Here is an 18,225-nt window from a genome sequence, read left to right as displayed (position 1 = left end):
CGTCGTGACGCAGAGCGTCACAGGATGCATTCCCACGCAGAACGTGGGAACGATCGAGGACACACCCATGAAGATATCCAGACAAGCCTACGCCGACATGTACGGCCCCACCGTCGGTGACAAGGTGCGCCTGGCCGACACCGAACTGTTCGTCGAAGTCGAGCAGGACTTCACCGTCTACGGCGAAGAGGTCAAATTCGGCGGCGGCAAGGTGATCCGTGACGGCCAGGGCCAGAGCCAATTGCTCGCCCATGAAGTGGTCGACACGCTGATCACCAACGCATTGATCATCGACCACTGGGGCATCGTCAAGGCCGACGTCGGCTTGAAGAATGGCCGCATCCACGCGATTGGCAAAGCCGGCAACCCGGACATCCAGCCCGGCGTGACCATGGCCATCGGCGCGAGCACCGAAGTGATTGCCGGTGAAGGCATGATCCTCACCGCCGGCGGCATCGACTCCCACGTGCATTTCATTTGCCCACAGCAGATCGAAGAGGCCCTGACCAGCGGCGTCACCACCATGATCGGCGGCGGCACGGGGCCGGCTACCGGCACCAACGCCACCACCTGCACCTCCGGCCCGTGGCACCTTGCGCGGATGCTGCAGGCCAGCGATTCGTTCCCGATGAACATTGGCTTTACCGGCAAGGGCAACGCCAGTTTGCCCGAGCCGCTGATCGAGCAGGTCAAGGCCGGTGCTATCGGTTTGAAGCTACATGAAGACTGGGGCACCACGCCCGCCAGCATCGACAACTGCCTGAGCGTCGCCGATGCCTACGACGTGCAGGTGGCGATCCACAGTGACACCCTCAATGAGTCGGGCTTTGTCGAAACCACCCTCGCCGCGCTCAAGGGCCGCACCATCCACACGTACCACACCGAAGGTGCCGGTGGCGGCCATGCACCGGACATCATCAAGGCCTGCGGCTTCCCCAATGTGCTGCCCAGCTCCACCAACCCGACGCGGCCGTTCACGCGTAATACCATCGACGAACACCTGGACATGTTGATGGTGTGTCACCATCTGGACCCAAGCATTGCCGAAGACGTGGCCTTCGCCGAAAGCCGCATCCGCCGCGAAACCATCGCCGCCGAAGACATCCTGCACGACCTCGGCGCGTTCTCGATGATCAGCTCCGACAGCCAGGCCATGGGCCGTGTCGGCGAAGTGATCACGCGCACCTGGCAGACCGCCGACAAGATGAAAAAACAGCGTGGCCCCCTGCCGGGCGACGGCGTGGGCAACGATAACTTCCGCGCCAAGCGCTACATTGCCAAGTACACCATCAACCCGGCGATCACCCACGGTATCAGCCATATCGTCGGTTCCATCGAAGTCGGAAAATGGGCCGACCTGGTGCTGTGGCGCCCGGCGTTTTTCGGCATCAAGCCCACGCTGATCCTCAAGGGCGGCGCCATTGCTTCGAGCCTGATGGGCGACGCCAACGCCTCGATCCCGACGCCGCAGCCGGTGCATTACCGCCCCATGTTCGCCAGCTTCGGCAGCTCCCTGCACGCCACCAGCCTGACGTTTATCAGCCAGGCCGCGCAGGCGGCCGGACTGCCCGAGGCCCTGGGCCTGAAGAAGCAGATCGCGGTGGTCAAGGGTTGCCGCGACGTGCAGAAAACCGACCTGATCCACAACGATTACCTGCCGGATATCGAGGTGGACCCACAGACCTATCAGGTCAAGGCTGACGGTCAGTTGCTGTGGTGCGAACCGGCCGAGGTGTTGCCGATGGCCCAGCGGTACTTCCTGTTCTAGAGGATGGCGCGGATCGCTTGATCGGTCAGTGTCTGGTTCAAGGTGATCAGTTCGCCATTGATGCGACCAAAGGTGTCGTCGTAGTCTTGCTGGGACATCAGTTGCCCCGGCTCACTTTCCGAAGCCGGTCGGCCCAGGCGCTGGGCCGACCGGCTGATGGTTTGGCGCAGGGCCTGCCTCGCGCTCTCAGGGAGGTTGGCTGCGGCGGCCCATTGTTCCTGCGCGGCCTGATAGTCAATCAGTGCATCGAATTTTGCGGCAATCGACGCGTAGTCAGCTGGATGAGCCCGCTGCAGAAAGTCGGTCCACATCGGTTGCTCCAGCAGGTTGCCACGCAGCAGCTCGCCTTGGTCCAGTAGCTGTACGCGGTTGAATGCCTCCTCGACCATGGGCGCCGTCACATAATCCTCGCGGAACATCATGCTCCGCGATTGCCAGGGCAGGTCCAGACGGGTTGCCAATGGCGTTGTGTACGCCAGGTAGATCTCGACTTCGTCGATATCAGCGATCAAATTGCCGCGGGCATCGTAATGATCGATGCGTGCGCCTTTGGCGTCGTACTCCGGAAACTTGACGCCGTCATCCTGCAGTTGGGACACGCGCTCATGGGCGATACGGCCCAACTCATCGAGCCGCCACTTGCCCCTGGCCAGGTTGAAGACAGTTTTGCGCACGGAGGCCACGTCCTCGCTGAAGTACGCCGACCAATGCAGCACGGCAACGCCCATCGAATTGAACAACTGCGCCCCGGCGTCCACGCAGGCCGCAGGGTCCCGGGCCATCAGGAACAACTGCTCGCGCAATTCGGCGTCTTCGCCCATCGCCTCAAGTATGCGCCAGACCTTGGCGGTCAGTTCCGGCAACCATACGCCGCCCCTGAGTGTCGAGTCCCCGGAGTTTCTGACGGCACGAAGAACATTGAAAAAGCCCTCAGAGCCAAACGAACCTTCAAGCATGTCCCATAACACCTGCCTGGAGGGCCATTCCTGCGCCGAATAACCGGTTTTCCACCGCTCGCTGTCGAGCGCGCCCCTTTTCGGCAATTGGCGATCCGGATCCCGGCCGGCAGCCTCGATGTACCGCTTGAATTGAGCAAGCAGTTCAGGCGTCAGCGTTTCACGGGTGAGGAAGGTTTTCGCCACAATCAATGCCTTATCCGAGCCCGGCGCGAACTCGGGAATCCGCGCTATCGGGTTCTGCCGCATATCCAGAATGAAGTCTTCCGGCCTGGGCACACGGAACACACTGCTAGGCCACTCCACCAGGCTTGTTTCATTGAGCAGCAAGGTATGTAAGCGCGGCATGCGCCCGACATCGGGTGGCAAGCCGAGTGGGTTCATTTCCAAAAATAACTCTTTGAGATGCACCCGATCTTTCAAGCGCAAGACGTCTTCAGGCGTAAGGACAATACTGTTACCGCCCAAATGCAACCGCTGCAAATGCGGCATCTGTTCGATGGCTGACGGCAGGCGTGTCAGTTGAGCGGCCTCGATCCCTAATTGACGCAGACCGCGAAAGTTAGCGAGCAGTGGCCGCACATCCGCATCCGTCAGCTGCGAGCCTTCGGTTCCCACAATGCCCAAGTAGCTGACATGGTCGAAGTTTGCAGTCAGTGCGGGCAAGGTTCGGAGCTGCTGCGCCAGGTCCTCTTCCAACCATTCGATTTTCTGCCCCAAGAGGCGCCCATTTCGATCGTAGTGCCGTGGGCCAACCTTTCTCCAGGCGTCATCCAGCGCCGTATAAATCTTGCGCCTGGCCCTCAGCACCTGACGTTGCTGGTCACCGAACGGTTCCATGCCCTGGGGCGGTGTGCTCAGCCAGTTGTGCAAGGTGGCCTGCAGGGTCTTGTACTCTTGCTCCAACGCACGCAGCCAGCTCAGATCCAGCGCGCCGCGCTCGTTGATCAGGGCGAGCATTTCGTCCCGGGTGATTTCCGGGTACAGGCTGCGGACCCGCTCGCGTGTGATTTTTTCCCACTCAGTGCCACCGCGCCCGCTCAATGGATAGCCGCGACGCTCGCCCGGCAACACGCTCGGCGGTCGAAAAAACGGCAGCTTTTCCGGCGACATGCCCAAGGCTTTGCGCAACGGTGCTCGGCCTAATGCATGTTGCTGGATCAACCCCTTCAATTGCTCACCCTGGCCGACATGGGGCAGGCCAATCGCGTTGCGATGGGCGTCGGTCAACGCGTGCTGCAAGGCGCCATAGAAACCATTGAGGCCATGCAGATCCTGACCGCGCTCATCAAAGGCTTGATAACGTCCATCCTCCGTACGTGCCAGGACCTTGCGATTGCTCGCCTCCTGAGGGCCAAAACTGGCACGCAATGGGCCTTCAAACCGACCCTCGCGCACTTCCAGGCGCAGATTGTCCGACCAGCCGGGCAGCGCCGGCAGTGTGTGGAGGGCCAGGGTTTCGGTGTCTGGGCCGGCCAACGCATCGAGGTACAAGCCTTCATACGCGAGGGTCAGGCGCATTTGCTGCTGCGCCCGGCGCGCGTTTTCAGCGAGGCGCAGGGGAATGCGCTTGGCGCGGCTCATCGTGTCGCGCTCGGTCGGCGTCGCGTCCGCCAGCACTTCGCGCGCCAAAATCGTCGGCACACCGCTGAAGTCACGCTGGATCAGCATAATCGCGGTGTCGGAGAGTGGCTGCTGCTCGACGTAAATACTCTTCATCAACCGCTCGCGCACCTCGATGGCCCTTTGTTCGAGTTTCAATTGCAGGGCCTCGGTTCTCGCCTCGGGTGTGCGGGCGGTGTAACTGCCCACCAGAGCATCGCGCTGAGGTTCGCTGAACGCTTCGATAATGCGTATGGGCAACTGGCCGCTCATCAATTCGGCGCGGTGGACTTGCACGGTGTCCGCCGCCGCAGCCTGCTGATTACCGTATTTGATCGACGGCCCGCTCAACTCGGTGCCGGAAAATGCCTCGATCGCCTTGCTCGCTGGCCATCCAGGCAACTCCACCGCCAGGGATGCGGCATAGCTGCACAGTGCGCTGCTGAGCGAGCCCTGGCGAATACCCTCGGCGACGCTCACCGCATCGCGATACGCCCTGAACTGGCGCAGGGTGTCGAGCAGGATCGCCGGTACCGGCTCGCCTTCCACATGCACGCGGCGCAGCACGTCCTCACTCACCGCCGCAACGCTGCGCACCTGCTCCAACTCGGCATCACTGAAGCCCTCCGTCACCGGGCCCAATCGCCGCATCAACGTGGCGCCTTCCCAGGTGTGCGGGCGTTCCACTTCATGGTTCCAGAGGCCAGCGCCGTTGCTCTTCAATATCGGTTGATAGGCCTCGGCGCGCGTGGGATGGAGGATGCGGTATTGCTCGGTCAGCGGGTCTTGTTGCACGGCATAGCGTTTACCCTCCAATGGCAGCACGGTCTGGCCGTTGTGCCGGTGCAGGCCTTGCTCATCCGCCGCCACTGAAGGTAGGGACGCGGTGTGCTCATAGGTCGACAAGTCGGGTTTCCACAGCCGAGTCTTGCCACTGGGGAGAGTGACGGCCTTGAGCTGCTCGATAAACGGCGACACGGTGAAGTGCACCACGGCTGCCTGCACCGCCAGCGTCGCCAGGTTTTCCACCACGTCGGTGATGTGCGCCCAGCCCTCTTCGCGATCGCCTTCGCTCAGCTCGATGACACCTTCGATGACTTCGTAGAGCATTTGCCCGGCCATCGCCACGGCCATCAGCACGCCAAGCGGTGGCACCGCCATGGCCACCAGGTTGAGACCGAACAGGCCAATGCTCATGTAATGCGCGGCGCGCAGTGAGCGCGAGGCCTCATCGACATCGGCGGTGCTCACCGCACGATGCCGCGCATTCTCGAACAGGCGGGCACGCAGGCTGCCCAGGCGATAGGTCCACAGGTCTGCAACTTGCCATAGGTCCGTCAGGGTGTGGGCGCGAATGTTGAATTCAGGGGCAGTGGCATGCACGCGCACGTAGGGATGTGGTTCGCCCAGTGTCGAAGGCGTGGCAAAGGACGGAGAAGTGAGCAGGCGCCCCCATTCCGATCGCAAGGCCTGTGCGCCAAACGGCTGGGGAGGTGCGTCCAGCACCAGTTCGGTCAGCCGTTTGTAGTAGTAGGCGCGGTCTTTGTCGGCAACGAACCGGGCAAAAAAATGCTGGTTCGGCGTAGCCCTCCAGCCTTGGGAGCGGTCAGCTTCCTGGGTGGTTTTCGCGCTCAGGCGCTCGGTCAATGCAGTGCTGAAGTCATTGAAGGTGTCATAGCGCTTGATGGGATGGTCGGGGTCATCGGGAATATAAACGATGACCCAGCAGGTGTAGCCAGGCTTGGCGCAAGCGTCGATGACCAGGCAATCATGCAGGTGCAGGTTCATCAGGCTCAGGCTGCGATACACGATGGGCTTGCCGTCGCTGAGAATGTGTTTTTCCCCGGCCGCCACACGCATCAGCAAGGCGTGGTCGCTGTCACCAATGTCGCCCTTGAGCAACGCCAGGTACGCTGCCGCCTTGAAGGCGGCTTTCTGGTGCCGGACATAACGCTCGCGCAGTTCGGCCTGGGACTCGGCGTCGTCAGGTTTCAACTGCGCCTTGAGGTGAGCCTGGTACTGCTTGCCCAGGTCCAGTTCTCGGCAAAGCTGGGTGAACGCATGAATCTTCAGGGTCGTGGTGTGGCGCTCGAAATGATCGCGCACGTCCGGTTGGGTGATGAAACCTGAGGCACTGTCGAAATAGCCCTCTCGAGTCTCGCGTTGCTCAAAATTGCCAAGGGCAGCGTGCAGCAGGGAGAACGTTTTGACCCTGAAGCCACTGGTCTTTACGCCAAAGGCATCTTCGACCGGTACATACAGGCGCAACCAGGTTTGATTGACGTCCAGCTCGTGGCCGATAGCCTTTAGCTTGGCTTCCAACAAGGGTTGGGCAAACGCTTGCTCCGAGCGTATGTGACTGAAGGTTTTCTCCAGTTCGTTGAGCGACTCGCAACGGGCGTCCAGCAACACTTTGAGCTGATCTTTGTGCGCCTGGGAAGCAGCGTCATACCAGCGGGGAATGGCTGGCGGCGTGTCTTTGAGGGCCTTGCGACGGGAGGGCGAACTGTTGACCAGGCAAGTGGGGATCGCCTGTTTGATCAGCTCGTAATGTTGGCCCTGCTCACCGGGAAGCGGCGTGGCGGGGTCGGTGACCTGAAAGTCCGGCATGGGATGACAACCTTTTTCTTGGAAGAGGTTGTCATCCTAGGCACGCCGTTTTTGCGGCTGGCGCTAACTAAATCAATGACCCGTTCAGAACTGCTCGCGCGGGTTGAACGCAGCCTTTTGCGCCAGGGCCTCCCACAATGCCTTGACCTCATCATCCGCCGCCTTGGGCATGACGGCCTTGAGCTGGATGAACAGATAGCCGCGTTGCCCGGCCTTGTTCAGCAAACCATGGCCCTTGGCACGCATGCGCTGGCCGTTCTGGCTACCGGCAGGCACCTTGAGGTTGATCTTGCCGGTGAGGGTCGGCACGGCCACTTCCGTGCCCAGCGCCAACTCCCAGGGTGCCAGCGGCAGGTTGATGATCAGGTTTTCGCCGTCCACCTCGAACCTGGGGTGGGGCGCAAACTTGATGATCAGGTACAAATCACCATTGGCCCCGCCGCCAATGCCAGGCGCGCCCTGGGCCTTGAGGCGAATGCGCTCGCCATCGGCCACACCGGCCGGGATCTTCACGTTCAGGCTTTTGGTGGTGTTGCTCACATGCCGACCGGAGGCATCGTATTGCGGCACCTGGAAGCTGATCTGCTTGGACTCGGTGGACAGGGTCTCTTCAAGGGAGACCGACAACTGCATCTCCACATCCTGGCCCTTGCGCCCGGTAGGACGGCGCTGGCCGCCACCGAAAGCATCACCACGCGAGCCGAAGATCGAACTGAAAAAGTCCGAAAAGTCGCCCGCGTCCTGGCCACCACCAAAGCCGCCACGGCTCTGCCAGCCCGGTGGACCCTGGAACGGCTGGCCATGCTGGCCGTACTTGCGCAGTTCGTCGTATTCGGCGCGCTTGTCGGCGCTTTTAAGCGCTTCATAGGCCTCGGACGCATCCTTGAACTTGGCTTCGGCGTCCTTTTCCTTGCTGACGTCCGGGTGATATTTGCGCGCCAGCTTGCGATAAGCCGACTTGATCTCTTTGTCATCAGCCGTGGGCTCGACACCGAGAATCTTGTAGTAGTCTTTGAAATCCATGGGGGCATCACCATCCGTTATCGATATCGCGCAGCCCGCCACACGGCACGCCATGGCTGGCAGCCTGGGAATTGATGTCAGGGCGCGTCATAAGTTAATCGGCGGCACACAGGGTCAGTGCAATCACTGTGTACCGCCTGGATATGCCCACAAGATTGGGGCAAAACCCGCCCTTTCAAGATGGGATATGGCTATTTACGACGACAGACCCGTTACTTACTCGGGCAGGATCAAGCGAACAGGTTTTTTATTGCCCCCTCAGTGTACTGATAATCCATGCGCAGCTCGGCGCCCGCTGAAATGTCTTCAGTGGCAAATACCGCCGTCAGTATCAAATTCTCGCGTTTGGTTCGCGCACCCTCCCCTACCCCCATCCACCTGTCTGCCTCGACATTGAAGCCCACCGCTTCAACGTTGTAGCCACTGGGGGCCTGGCGCAACGGTTTGCCCTGGGCGTCATACTCGAAGAGGGTATTGATTCTGGAAATAATATTATCCCCCGACAGGTGGATCGGCTCTTCCACCAGGGTATTGCCCCGCGCGACCTCCTTGCTTCCTACCCTCATGGTGTACGTCTGCCCGCTGGGTCCGAAGATCCCCATGGGCAATACCGTTCCGCCGTACACGCCGACGATCTCGCCCTTGGCGATACGCCGGTTGGCAACCACCGTGGCCTGGCCTATCAACGCGCTTTCACCGGGCGCTTTCATGTCCTGGGCCGTAAACGAACGTAGCTGGAGTTTCTCTTCATAGCGTGCGCCCACCTGCTCATAGCCCTGAAATTGAATGTAGGGCTTGATCTGCTCCGAGGTGTAGCGCACACCGGGAGCTATCGTGACCGCTTGCTCCAATTCGCGAATGCGGATCGCCCGGCCTTGATAGTCCCTGAGCGGGTATTTGCCGTTATTGGCACGGTTATAACTGCCGATGCGATTGGGGCTGGCCGTAAAGTGGATATCGCGACGCATATGGCGCAGTTCCTCCGCCGTGTAGGGCGTTACCGGCATGGACTCCGACGCGTCGAAAAACTCATCGTCGGAGCCCTGCGGCTTCATCCCACCCGCCAACCCCCTGCGCTTCCAGACCCCATGGATATCGGGCTTGGCTACCACCCCACTGCTGACCAGCGCCAACGGGTTCTGGGGTGCCTGCACCCGCAAGATGTAATGCTCGCCATCGCCAGCATCCGGCATGCTCGCGACAAAATACTGTTTGCCGTTGAAATCGATGGCTTTAGCCTCAGACAGTTGCAGCTCCTGACCCACAGGCTCCACCAACACTTCAAGGCTCGCAGTGGGCATCAACGCCTGCGCCACTTCATCGCGGGACAGGGTTTGAATCAGCTGTGCTTCTTCGATTGCAAACTGCCCCTGCAGTGCTTCGGCCTCACCGTCGAACACCGCCTTGGAGATTGCACCGGACTCGAAATCGCGCAACAACGCATTCATTTGTTCGTGATGGGGTTGGTTCTGCGCCTCGAACCGCGAGCGGTATTTGTTCGCGATGTAGTCTTGCCAGAATTCTCTGGCAAGCATGGCTTGAAACTCATGCACCGAATTATCCAGGCCGATCACCTTATCGTACGCAGCATCCAGCATCGCCTGGCTGACGTTGCCGAAACGAATGAACCTGGTCTGCTGCGCCTGGCCAGGCAAGTCAAGCCGCTCTTTAAGGCCGTAACGATAGGCCAGCCTGATTTCCACTTCTTCCAGAGCCCTTAGAGCGTCAGCCTTCTGCGTCGCCGTCAGGTCTTCGCGGCTATTGATCGCAGTCCGGCGCTGGTCGATATCCGTAAGGGCGATCTTTTCCACTTCCTCCAGACGGAACAAGCCCCTGGACAGCTTCACCAGCGCGGCGCCCTGAGTCGAATCCAACGCCTGGGCCTTGGCATTGCTGGTCATCAGCAGGATTTCCAGATTACCGAAGGTCAACGCGGCACGGTCGCAACACGTCGCCTGGCCCGCCCATTCGAACATCTCCTTGCGCAGCTGCTCCGACTCGGCGCTGTGGCTGGCAATCGCGTCGATCACCTCCCACACCCGCTGCTGCACATCCTCATATTCAGCGGGCGCCACGTTCAGGTCTCTGAGCATGTCGAAAAAACCGTCCGAGCCTGGCAGTGCACGCAGGGTGGACCATTGGCTTTGGCGCTGGGCAAGCTGCTGCGTTGACAACCCTCTGGCCCAGCGCTGAAACGGCGCTGAGTCGCCAGTAACGGCCTGTGGCACAGCCACCTCCAGAGTGCTGCGCACCAACCTGTTGGCCGCTCGCTCCGGGTCGGTAAGCCGACGGTTGTAATCGGCGATTCGCGCCTGAGTTTCGGCGGACAAGGGGTTCAGGCCCAGGTCAGTGACGCTGGTTACCCGCAGGGATTGCGCCAACGCCTCGTCCGAGGGGGCAATCAGCGCATCGGGCAGCGTTGAAATCCGACTGCCCCTCAGGTACACCGCATCCAGGCTGGGCTGCGCCCCCAGCCCGGTGGGAAAGGTTTCAATATGGGTGTTGCCCATCCCCAGCGAACGCAAATCCGTCATCTGGCTGAAATCCGGCGCGATATCAAGGGGGTTTGAATTGAGGATCAAGGCTCTGAGGGTGCTGCGCGACGCCAGCATCGCAGCCGACTCCGGGTTCAGGCGTATCTGGTTATTTTGCAACGACAGCCGGGTCAGGCCATGCATCTGCCCCAGCGCCGGCGGCAACTCACGCAACTGGTTGCGCGACATGTCCAGCCAGCGTACGCCCTGATGGCGAGCGAGGAACCCCTCAGGCGAAGTACTGAGGTTCATGTTGCTCAGCTTGAGTGAGCCTACGTGGCTGAAGTCCGCATCCAGGTCGGGCAGGCTTGGCAGCGTCAGGCCGCTGAGGTCCAGCTCCAGGCCGAAGGGCTCGCCGTCGTTGGTGAGCTGTTGCGGGGTTTCACGGCGCCAGCAGCGCATGATGCGGTTGTGCGCCAGGTTGCGATCACGCAGTGACGCAGCATCGGTGGCGCGCTCCCCCACGCGCACATAGCGCTGGCGCTCGCCGCCGCCTGAAAATGCCCACGCGTTCAACTGCCTGAGCAGCACAGAAAACTCCTGCCAGCGCCGGTCCAGCTCGGTATCGGCGCCTTCGCCCCAGCTCCAGACAAGCTCCCGGGCCTTTTGCAGGGAATACTCGGGGTACATGTGCTGCACCATTTCCAGGCGTGGATTTCTGCTGTCAAAGGCGCCATCGAGAGCGCCTGACACAAGATCGGGGCGTGACTGGTTCACGTCCTGCCAATACTTATCGAACGTTTCCCAGTAATCGTGTGGGAAGCGATTGCCATCAAGCAAGGTGACGTTATTGATCCGCACGATCGTTTCCAGTTGATCTGCCGGCGGAACAAGATTGTCCTGCGGTACCTGCAGCAGTCGATTGTGACGTAAGTCGACGCGCTCCAGCCCAGTCTGCGTCCTCAACCCCGAAGGCCAACGCTCGATTCGGGTGAAAGATAGATTCAGCGCTCTTAAATGCGGCATACCGCCGAAATCAGGCAATGTACCCAGCGGATTTTCCGAAAGATCCAGCACTTGCAAGGCATCCAGAGCGCTCAAGCTTGCCGCGCTACGCTCGCTCAGTTTCAGTTCATTGGAGGGCAGTTTCAACGACGTGAGCTGCTTCATATCGCCGATCACCGCCGGCAACTCGACCAACTCGGCGCCAGTCATGCTCAGGCTCTTGATATGCGTGAAATTTTCGAGGAACAACGAGCTGGAGTGCCCCTTCCATGTGAGCCCCGATAACGCCACTTCCTGGACATGACTGAAGTCGGCCTTCAGCGGCGGCAAATCCACCCAACGAATCTCGTCTTTTGAACGACGGATATTCAACTGGCTTCCGGTCTCGCGACGCCAGCAGCGTTTGATTGCATCACTCACACGCCATTCGGCGCTGTAGTACGCCAGGGCATGTGGCCCTCTGGAGCGAGCCCACGCTTTCAAGGATTTTTTCAGGTGGTGGTATTCCAGCTCACGACTGGCCAACCCGCCTGGGACATCTTCGCCCAGCGACTGAATAAACGCTGTGACTTGCTCCTCAGTGAATGATGGATACAACCGGCGTACCCGCTCTGCTGGAGAGCGCAGCACATTAGCCGCCACCCTTGCCATATGCCGAAAGCCCGGAGCGCCGCCCATCAAGCGGACCATCGGATCGTACTCGGGCTTGCGCAGCGGTTGGTCCTCCAGCACCGTGCGCAACGCCTGGCGCGAAAGAGGGTTGCGTTGAATCGCCTGCTTCAATTCGACCGCGCTGCCCAACCCGAGACGCTGACGCTCATCGGGCGCGAGTTGCTCCCAGATGGCGCTGTAGAAATCGCCGGGCAGGGTTGCCTGGAACTCACCGCTGTCCAGCAGTATCAGGCTGCGCTTGTGCGGGAAGTCGGGGGAGCCGATGGCATCCATCAGCGTGCCCTCCGCCGAATACTGACGCAACTCCACCCGCGAGCCACGGTGCCAGCCCGGCAGGGTTTCCAGGGTACGCAAGGCCAGGCGCTGACTGTCGAGGTGAGTCTGAGTGTCTAGGTGCAGCCCTTCGTAGGCGCGCGCCACGCGGGTTTCCTGCGCGCACCATTGAGCCTGCGTGGCCAACCGGTCAGGCAGGCGCCCGCTGCTGCGAAAAGCGGTCAGCTCATCCACTGCGGCGCCTTGCAGCAAGCGCTCGGCGGCCAGCGTCGGCAAGGCCGGGTAGGCATCCAGCACGCGCTGCACATCGGCGTCAGGCGTTGGGTTCAACGCACGGTAACGCTCCTCCAGCAGCGGTCCCTTGAGGCTATCAACGGCATCGCCAAGGTACTGGCGCAGCTTGGCGGCGCGAACGTCCAGCGACTCTTCGGGGCTGCCGGGAAATTCCTTGAGCTGCGGGTCGACGCCTTGCAAGGTGTACAGCAACTCCCTGAGTAAACGGCCCTGGGCCATGGCGGTCTCGGTCAACACCATCACGCGCTTGGGCAATAAGGGCGACGCATCGGCGCTTTCCCACACGACCTCGCCCGTTGGGCCGATGACTTTCAGCGCTACGCCATCAGGCAGCAGGCCGCGGCGTTGAAGCAGGTCAAACTGCAGTGCCGGTTCGGCCTTCTGGTAGACCAGCGGGTCACTGCTTTTGATTTGCTCGACAAAGGTAGTCAGTTGCTGATGCAGCTCGAAGCGCTTGATGGTGTCGTCAAGCAACAGCGGCAAGGGTTCATGATCGACCGCAACCTGGCGCAGAGCGTCAGTTTCGACGCCGCTGATACGCAACGGATCCGCCTGCTCGACCAGCCCGAGGCGCTTGATCAAGGTGGGCTCGTCCCAGGTCAGCGGTTCTTCCAGCTCATGGGTCCACACCCCGTTATGGTTGTGTTCCAATTCCGGCGCGTAGGCGTCGGGGCGAGTCGGGTGCTGAATACGGTACTGGCCGCTCGGGTCTTGCTTGACCTGGTAATGCGTATCCTCAAACGACACCCATTGCTGACCGGCATGATCGTACAGGCCCAACGTATTGGGCTTGACCTCTGGCGCCGGTTTGGTGGTAGAGGCATAGGGCCTGAGGTCGGGGTTCCACAGTACCTGCTTGCCCGTGGGCAGCGTCACCGGTTTGAGGTGATCCACTGCGCTTTGCCATTTGACGGCGGGCAGCACCTTGGACCCGGTGGCGATGAACGCTACGTTCAGGGCTACCGATGCAAAATGCGCCCACATCTGGCGGGGCTCGCCTTGATCGTAGGCCTCGATGCCTTCAAACACTTCGTAGCACATCTGCGATGCGCCCACGGCCAACATGATCGGGCCGAGCCCCGGCACCACGAACGCGGCGAGATTGAATACGCTGACGGCCGCCTCGAAAAAGCCTTCCAGGCGTTCGAGCCGGGCCTTGCGGTCCTCGTCTTCGGTGGGCACGGCCACTGCGCGTGCATCGCTCAGGATCTTGCTGATATGCGCCTGGCGACTGCGCTGCCACAGCTCACCGGCAAGGGCGAACTCTTGCATAGGCAAGCGCGCCAACGGCGTGCGCAACGGGTAGTCCGCGCCGCCATTGCCGTTACTGGCAGGCTGGTACAGACGGTTGAACCGGGTGAAGAACCCGCCTTGTTCGCGCACCGGCACAAAGCGGCTGAAGAAGCGCCGGTACGATGCGCTGTGCAGACGGGTACGCAAGTCGGCCATGAATTCGCCACTGGACGCATACTCCTTGAGGGGCTGTTGCGGGTCGCCGGGGATGTACACCACTAGAGGCTCGGGGCGGTTGGTGTTTTGCCGATCAGGGCCGATCAGCAGCGGCCCCACCAATACGCTGTCGAACACGTTGAGCGCGGTGTATGTCACAGGCTTCCCGGCCAGTTTCGGCGTGGCGGAGCCCGTGACCACATTCTGGAGCATCTGGCAGGCGTCGGCACTGAGCGGTCCGGTGCTTTGCAACCGGGCAATATCGATGCACAGTGCCAACTGCTCGCGTTGATGCTCTTCCAACAGCTGTTCAAGCGCCTGGCGTTCATCCGCGTCCTGGGGCTCTACAATGGCCTTGATATGCGCCTGATAAAGCGCGCCAAGGTCCAATGTGCGGCAAAGCCTGGCGAAAGCATGGGGCGTGATCGCCACCGCCTGTGCATGGACGGCCGCGAAGGTCGCAATGATGTGGGGGTTTTCTAGGTTGAAGGTGGTGATCAGTTGGCAATCGGTGCACGACGACGGCTGCTCTTCATCGGCCTCGAAATTGGCCAGGGCTGCTTCCAACAGGGAAATGCCGCGATACCTGTAGCTCAGTGACGGGTCGTTTTGCTGCTCGAAAACAAAGGCACCGTAGAAGTCATCGCGAGCACCTTTTGAGCCGTATTTGCGCACGAAAAATACATTGCGCACATCCAGTTCCAGGTTGAATTCTTTCTTGATCGCCTCTTTGAGCGGCTGTTCGGCGAAGGCCAGGACGTCTTCAATCTGGCCCAGGTGCTCTTCAATTGCATTGAGCGTTTCGCGAAAGCGCGTGTGCCGGACAGCCAGAGTGGTTTTGTCTTGGTGAGTGGCGGCCAGGTACCAGGCAGGAATATCCATCTCGTGCGTGCCTAGCTCTTGCTGGCGTTGCGGCGAGCCTTCCATGAACCAGTTCGGCACGCGTTGTTTGAGAAAGTCGTAATGCACGCCGCGCAGGTCGGCGTTGAAGGTTGCATCAGGCATAGCGATTCGTCCGTGAGGGCAGTAAAACCCGAGCCTAACCAAGCCCCTGCCGGTTCAAGACGTAGCTATATAGCGCGAATTTACGGATCGCCGGTCTACGCATCCGCTCGCGAGTGACATACACTGCGCGGCCGTTTTTTGCCCGGAACCTGTAAGACATGAAAAACGAATCTCCAGCCCGTGCCTGCGGCATCGACTTCGGCACGTCCAACTCCACCGTCGGCTGGATCCGCCCCGGCGAGGAGACGCTGATCGCGCTGGAGGACGACAAGATCACCCTGCCGTCAGTGGTGTTCTTCAACTTCGAGGAGCGCCGGCCGGTATATGGTCGCCTGGCGCTGCACGAATACCTGGAGAACTACGAAGGCCGCCTGATGCGCTCGCTCAAGAGCCTGCTGGGTTCCAAGCTGATCAAGCACGACACCAGCGTGCTCGGCACTGCCATGCCCTTCACCGACCTGCTGGCACTGTTTATCGGCCAACTCAAGAGCCGCGCCGAAGCCAACGCCGGTCGTGAATTCGAAGAAGTGGTACTGGGCCGCCCGGTATTCTTCGTCGATGACGACCCGATGGCCGACCAGGAAGCGGAAAACACCCTGGTGGATGTGGCGCGCAAAATCGGCTTCAAGGACATCTCGTTCCAGTACGAACCGATTGCAGCGGCGTTCGACTATGAGTCGACCATCGAGAAAGAAGAGCTGGTGTTGATCGTCGATATCGGCGGTGGTACCTCCGACTTCTCCCTGGTGCGTCTGTCGCCGGATCGTCGTCACAACGACAATCGCCAGAGCGACATCCTCGCCACCGGCGGCGTGCACATCGGCGGTACCGACTTCGACAAACAGCTCAGCCTGCAAGGCATGATGCCGCTGTTCGGCTACGGCAGCCGCATGAAGAGCGGCGCCTACATGCCCACCAGCCACCACATGAACCTGGCCACCTGGCACACCATCAACTCGGTGTACTCGCAAAAATCCCAGCTGGCCCTGGGCAGCATGCGCTACGACATCGAAGACACCGGCGGCATCGACCGCCTGTTCAAACTGATCGAACAGCGCGCCGGGCACTGGCTTGCCATGGAAGTGGAAGAAACCAAGATCCAGCTCACCCATCAAGACAGCCGCCACGTGCCGCTGGACCGCATCGAAGCGGGCCTGAGCGTAGACCTGAGCCGCGCACTGTTCGAGTCGTCCATCGACAGCTTGCTGGAACGTGTACGCGGCAGCGTCACACAGTTGCTCAACGACGCCTCGGTGAGCGTGGCGCAGGTGGACACGGTGTTCTTTACCGGCGGTTCCAGCGGCATCCCGGCGCTGCGCCACAGCATCTCTGCAATGCTGCCGAATGCGCGGCATGTGGAAGGCAATATCTTCGGCAGCATTGGCAGTGGTTTGGCGATTGAGGCGAGCAAGCGTTACGGTTGCTGAGTTGTAGCTGACACCGTGGCGCGCCCACTTGACGGTAACCACGATGCGAAGCGAGTCGCTCTTGATCTTGCTCTGCTTGTGATCTTGATCTGGCTTTTGATCTTAGGCGCCCCGTTAAACCACGCTGGCCGGAATTCGACAGGGATTTGGGGGGTAAACCGGCAGGGATGCCGGTTTAGCCGCCCCGCGCCATGGATGGCGCGTGGCGGCGGCCCCCCAAATCACTGGCGAATTACGGGCACACCGAGCCCAAGCGAGGTGCCGAGTGGTGGGGCAAGAGCGTTTTGCTTACTTTTGCGCTTCTCAAAAGTGAGACGCCGTCAGGGCGTAACCCTAAGCGGCCGTTACCTAAATAACGGATATGTACGCGGTCAAATCCAACATCCCGGTCGGCAGTCAGGCTGCCTTCGCGAGCAAGCCCGCTCCCACAGTTTGATCGCGGGGCGTCAGATAGATAGGGGCCGGCTGTGAGGCCGTCATCGCAGGCAAGCCAGCTCCCACAGATGATCGCATTTCAATGTAGGAGCGGGCTTGCCCGCGATGGCGTCAGCCCAGGCGACACAAGGCTTAAACCATCCCACCCAGCTTCAGCTCGCTTTTCAGATAGGCATAGTAAATCGGCCCCGCCACCACCCCCGGCAGGCCGAACGCTGCCTCAAACACCAGCATCGCCAACAACAACTCCCATGACTTGGCACTGATCTGCCCGCCGACGATTCGCGCGTTGAGGAAGTACTCGACCTTGTGGATCACGATCAAATACCCCAGTGCCGCCACCGCCACCCAGATCGACAGCGACAGCGCCACGATGGTGATCAGGGTGTTGGAGATCAGGTTGCCAATCACTGGCAGCAGACCGAGCAGGAAGGTCAGCACGATCAGGGTCTTGGTCAACGGCAGGTGAATGCCGCATAACGGCAGCACCACTGCCAGGAACACCGCGGTGAAGGCGGTGTTGAGCGCGGCGATCTTGATCTGGGCGAACACGATATTGCGAAACGCCTGGACCAGCAGGTGCAGGCGGTCGAACAGCGCGGCGGCCAAGGGTTTGCGCTTGGTCAGGTCGGGCACGCGCTGCAAGGCGATGATCGCACCCAGCACCATGCCGATCAGCAAGGTGACGAACATGTGGGCGGCGTCTTTGCCGACCAGTTGCAGTTCGCTCAAGTGCTTGCTTAGCCAATCGCCAATGGCCACGCGAAACTCCGCGGCGCTGGCGGGCAAATAGGCGTCGATGGACGGCGGTAATTGACCGCGCGCGCGGTCGACCACGCCCATGAATTTGTCCAGGGAAGCCCCCGGGTTTTCCGCTTCGTGGAGCAGGAAGCTGATGGCGCCAGCGAAGATCAAGGCCAACACGCTGACGATCAAGGTGCCCAGCAAGGCCACCGCCAGCCAACGCGCGCGCCGGCCTTCGATCAGGCGTTGCAGTTGAGGGGTGAGCATGTTGACCAGTTCATAGACCAACAGGCCGGCCAGCAGGCTGGGCAGCAATTTCAGCGGCAGTACCAGCAGCAACCCGCCGAAAATGATGATGTAGCTGGACAGCAACAACACATGACGCTGAGAAAACGTTGGCATACAGCCTCAAAACAAACGGCGTTGAAGGATGTTGTAGGAGCGAGCTTGCTGTGGCGAGGGAGCTTGCTCCCGCTGGGCTGCGAAGC

The 18,225-nt window shown here is 60.8% G+C and carries 6 protein-coding genes; 2 read left to right on the top strand and 4 right to left on the bottom strand.

What is annotated here, in order from left to right; translation table 11 throughout:
• Positions 1 to 67: 67 nt before the first annotated feature.
• Positions 68 to 1,768, top strand: a complete 1,701-nt coding sequence (gene ureC / locus OC445_RS15675; protein ID WP_054896378.1) for an urease subunit alpha — start codon at positions 68 to 70, stop codon at positions 1,766 to 1,768.
• Here the strand turns inward: ureC and OC445_RS15670 are convergent.
• From OC445_RS15670 to OC445_RS15660, 3 genes are all read right to left on the bottom strand, one after another.
• Positions 1,765 to 6,936, bottom strand: coding sequence for a dermonecrotic toxin domain-containing protein (locus OC445_RS15670; protein ID WP_198791514.1), 5,172 nt, complete (start codon positions 6,934 to 6,936; stop codon positions 1,765 to 1,767). The genes ureC and OC445_RS15670 overlap by 4 nt on opposite strands.
• Positions 6,937 to 7,020: 84 nt before the next feature.
• Entirely contained in the window at positions 7,021 to 7,959 is a 939-nt protein-coding gene (locus OC445_RS15665; protein ID WP_198791513.1) for a DnaJ C-terminal domain-containing protein, read from the bottom strand.
• A gap of 230 nt (positions 7,960 to 8,189) precedes the next feature.
• Positions 8,190 to 15,131: a dermonecrotic toxin domain-containing protein gene (locus tag OC445_RS15660; RefSeq protein ID WP_262020210.1), complete on the bottom strand. Its 6,942-nt coding sequence runs from the start codon at positions 15,129 to 15,131 to the stop codon at positions 8,190 to 8,192.
• Positions 15,132 to 15,289: 158 nt separating this feature from the next.
• On the opposite strand from OC445_RS15660, the gene OC445_RS15655 reads away from it, so the two are divergent.
• A complete protein-coding gene (locus tag OC445_RS15655) occupies positions 15,290 to 16,558 on the top strand; it encodes an Hsp70 family protein (RefSeq protein WP_054896375.1) in 1,269 nt (422 codons plus the stop codon).
• A gap of 567 nt (positions 16,559 to 17,125) precedes the next feature.
• On the opposite strand, the gene OC445_RS15650 is transcribed toward OC445_RS15655, so the two are convergent.
• Positions 17,126 to 18,139 carry an AI-2E family transporter gene (locus tag OC445_RS15650; RefSeq protein ID WP_003188124.1) on the bottom strand — a complete coding sequence of 338 codons (1,014 nt, stop codon included), beginning with the start codon at positions 18,137 to 18,139 and terminating at the stop codon, positions 17,126 to 17,128.
• Between the last annotated feature and the right edge of the window lie 86 nt (positions 18,140 to 18,225).

Origin of the sequence: Pseudomonas sp. Pse35 (assembly GCF_024519715.1) — a bacterium.
Lineage (GTDB): Bacteria > Pseudomonadota > Gammaproteobacteria > Pseudomonadales > Pseudomonadaceae > Aquipseudomonas > Aquipseudomonas paracarnis.
The sequence above is the reverse complement of the archived record's forward strand: the minus strand, read 5'-3'. Positions and strand labels throughout refer to the sequence as shown.

Excerpts from the sequence above, each read along its gene's own strand:
- OC445_RS15655 (WP_054896375.1), top strand. The coding sequence starts at position 15,290 with ATGAAAAACGAATCTCCAGCCCGTGCCTGCGGCATCGACTTCGGCACG.
- ureC (WP_054896378.1), top strand. The coding sequence starts at position 68 with ATGAAGATATCCAGACAAGCCTACGCCGACATGTACGGCCCCACCGTC.
- OC445_RS15660 (WP_262020210.1), bottom strand. The coding sequence starts at position 15,131 with ATGCCTGATGCAACCTTCAACGCCGACCTGCGCGGCGTGCATTACGAC.
- OC445_RS15670 (WP_198791514.1), bottom strand. The coding sequence starts at position 6,936 with ATGCCGGACTTTCAGGTCACCGACCCCGCCACGCCGCTTCCCGGTGAG.
- OC445_RS15665 (WP_198791513.1), bottom strand. The coding sequence starts at position 7,959 with ATGGATTTCAAAGACTACTACAAGATTCTCGGTGTCGAGCCCACGGCT.
- OC445_RS15650 (WP_003188124.1), bottom strand. The coding sequence starts at position 18,139 with ATGCCAACGTTTTCTCAGCGTCATGTGTTGTTGCTGTCCAGCTACATC.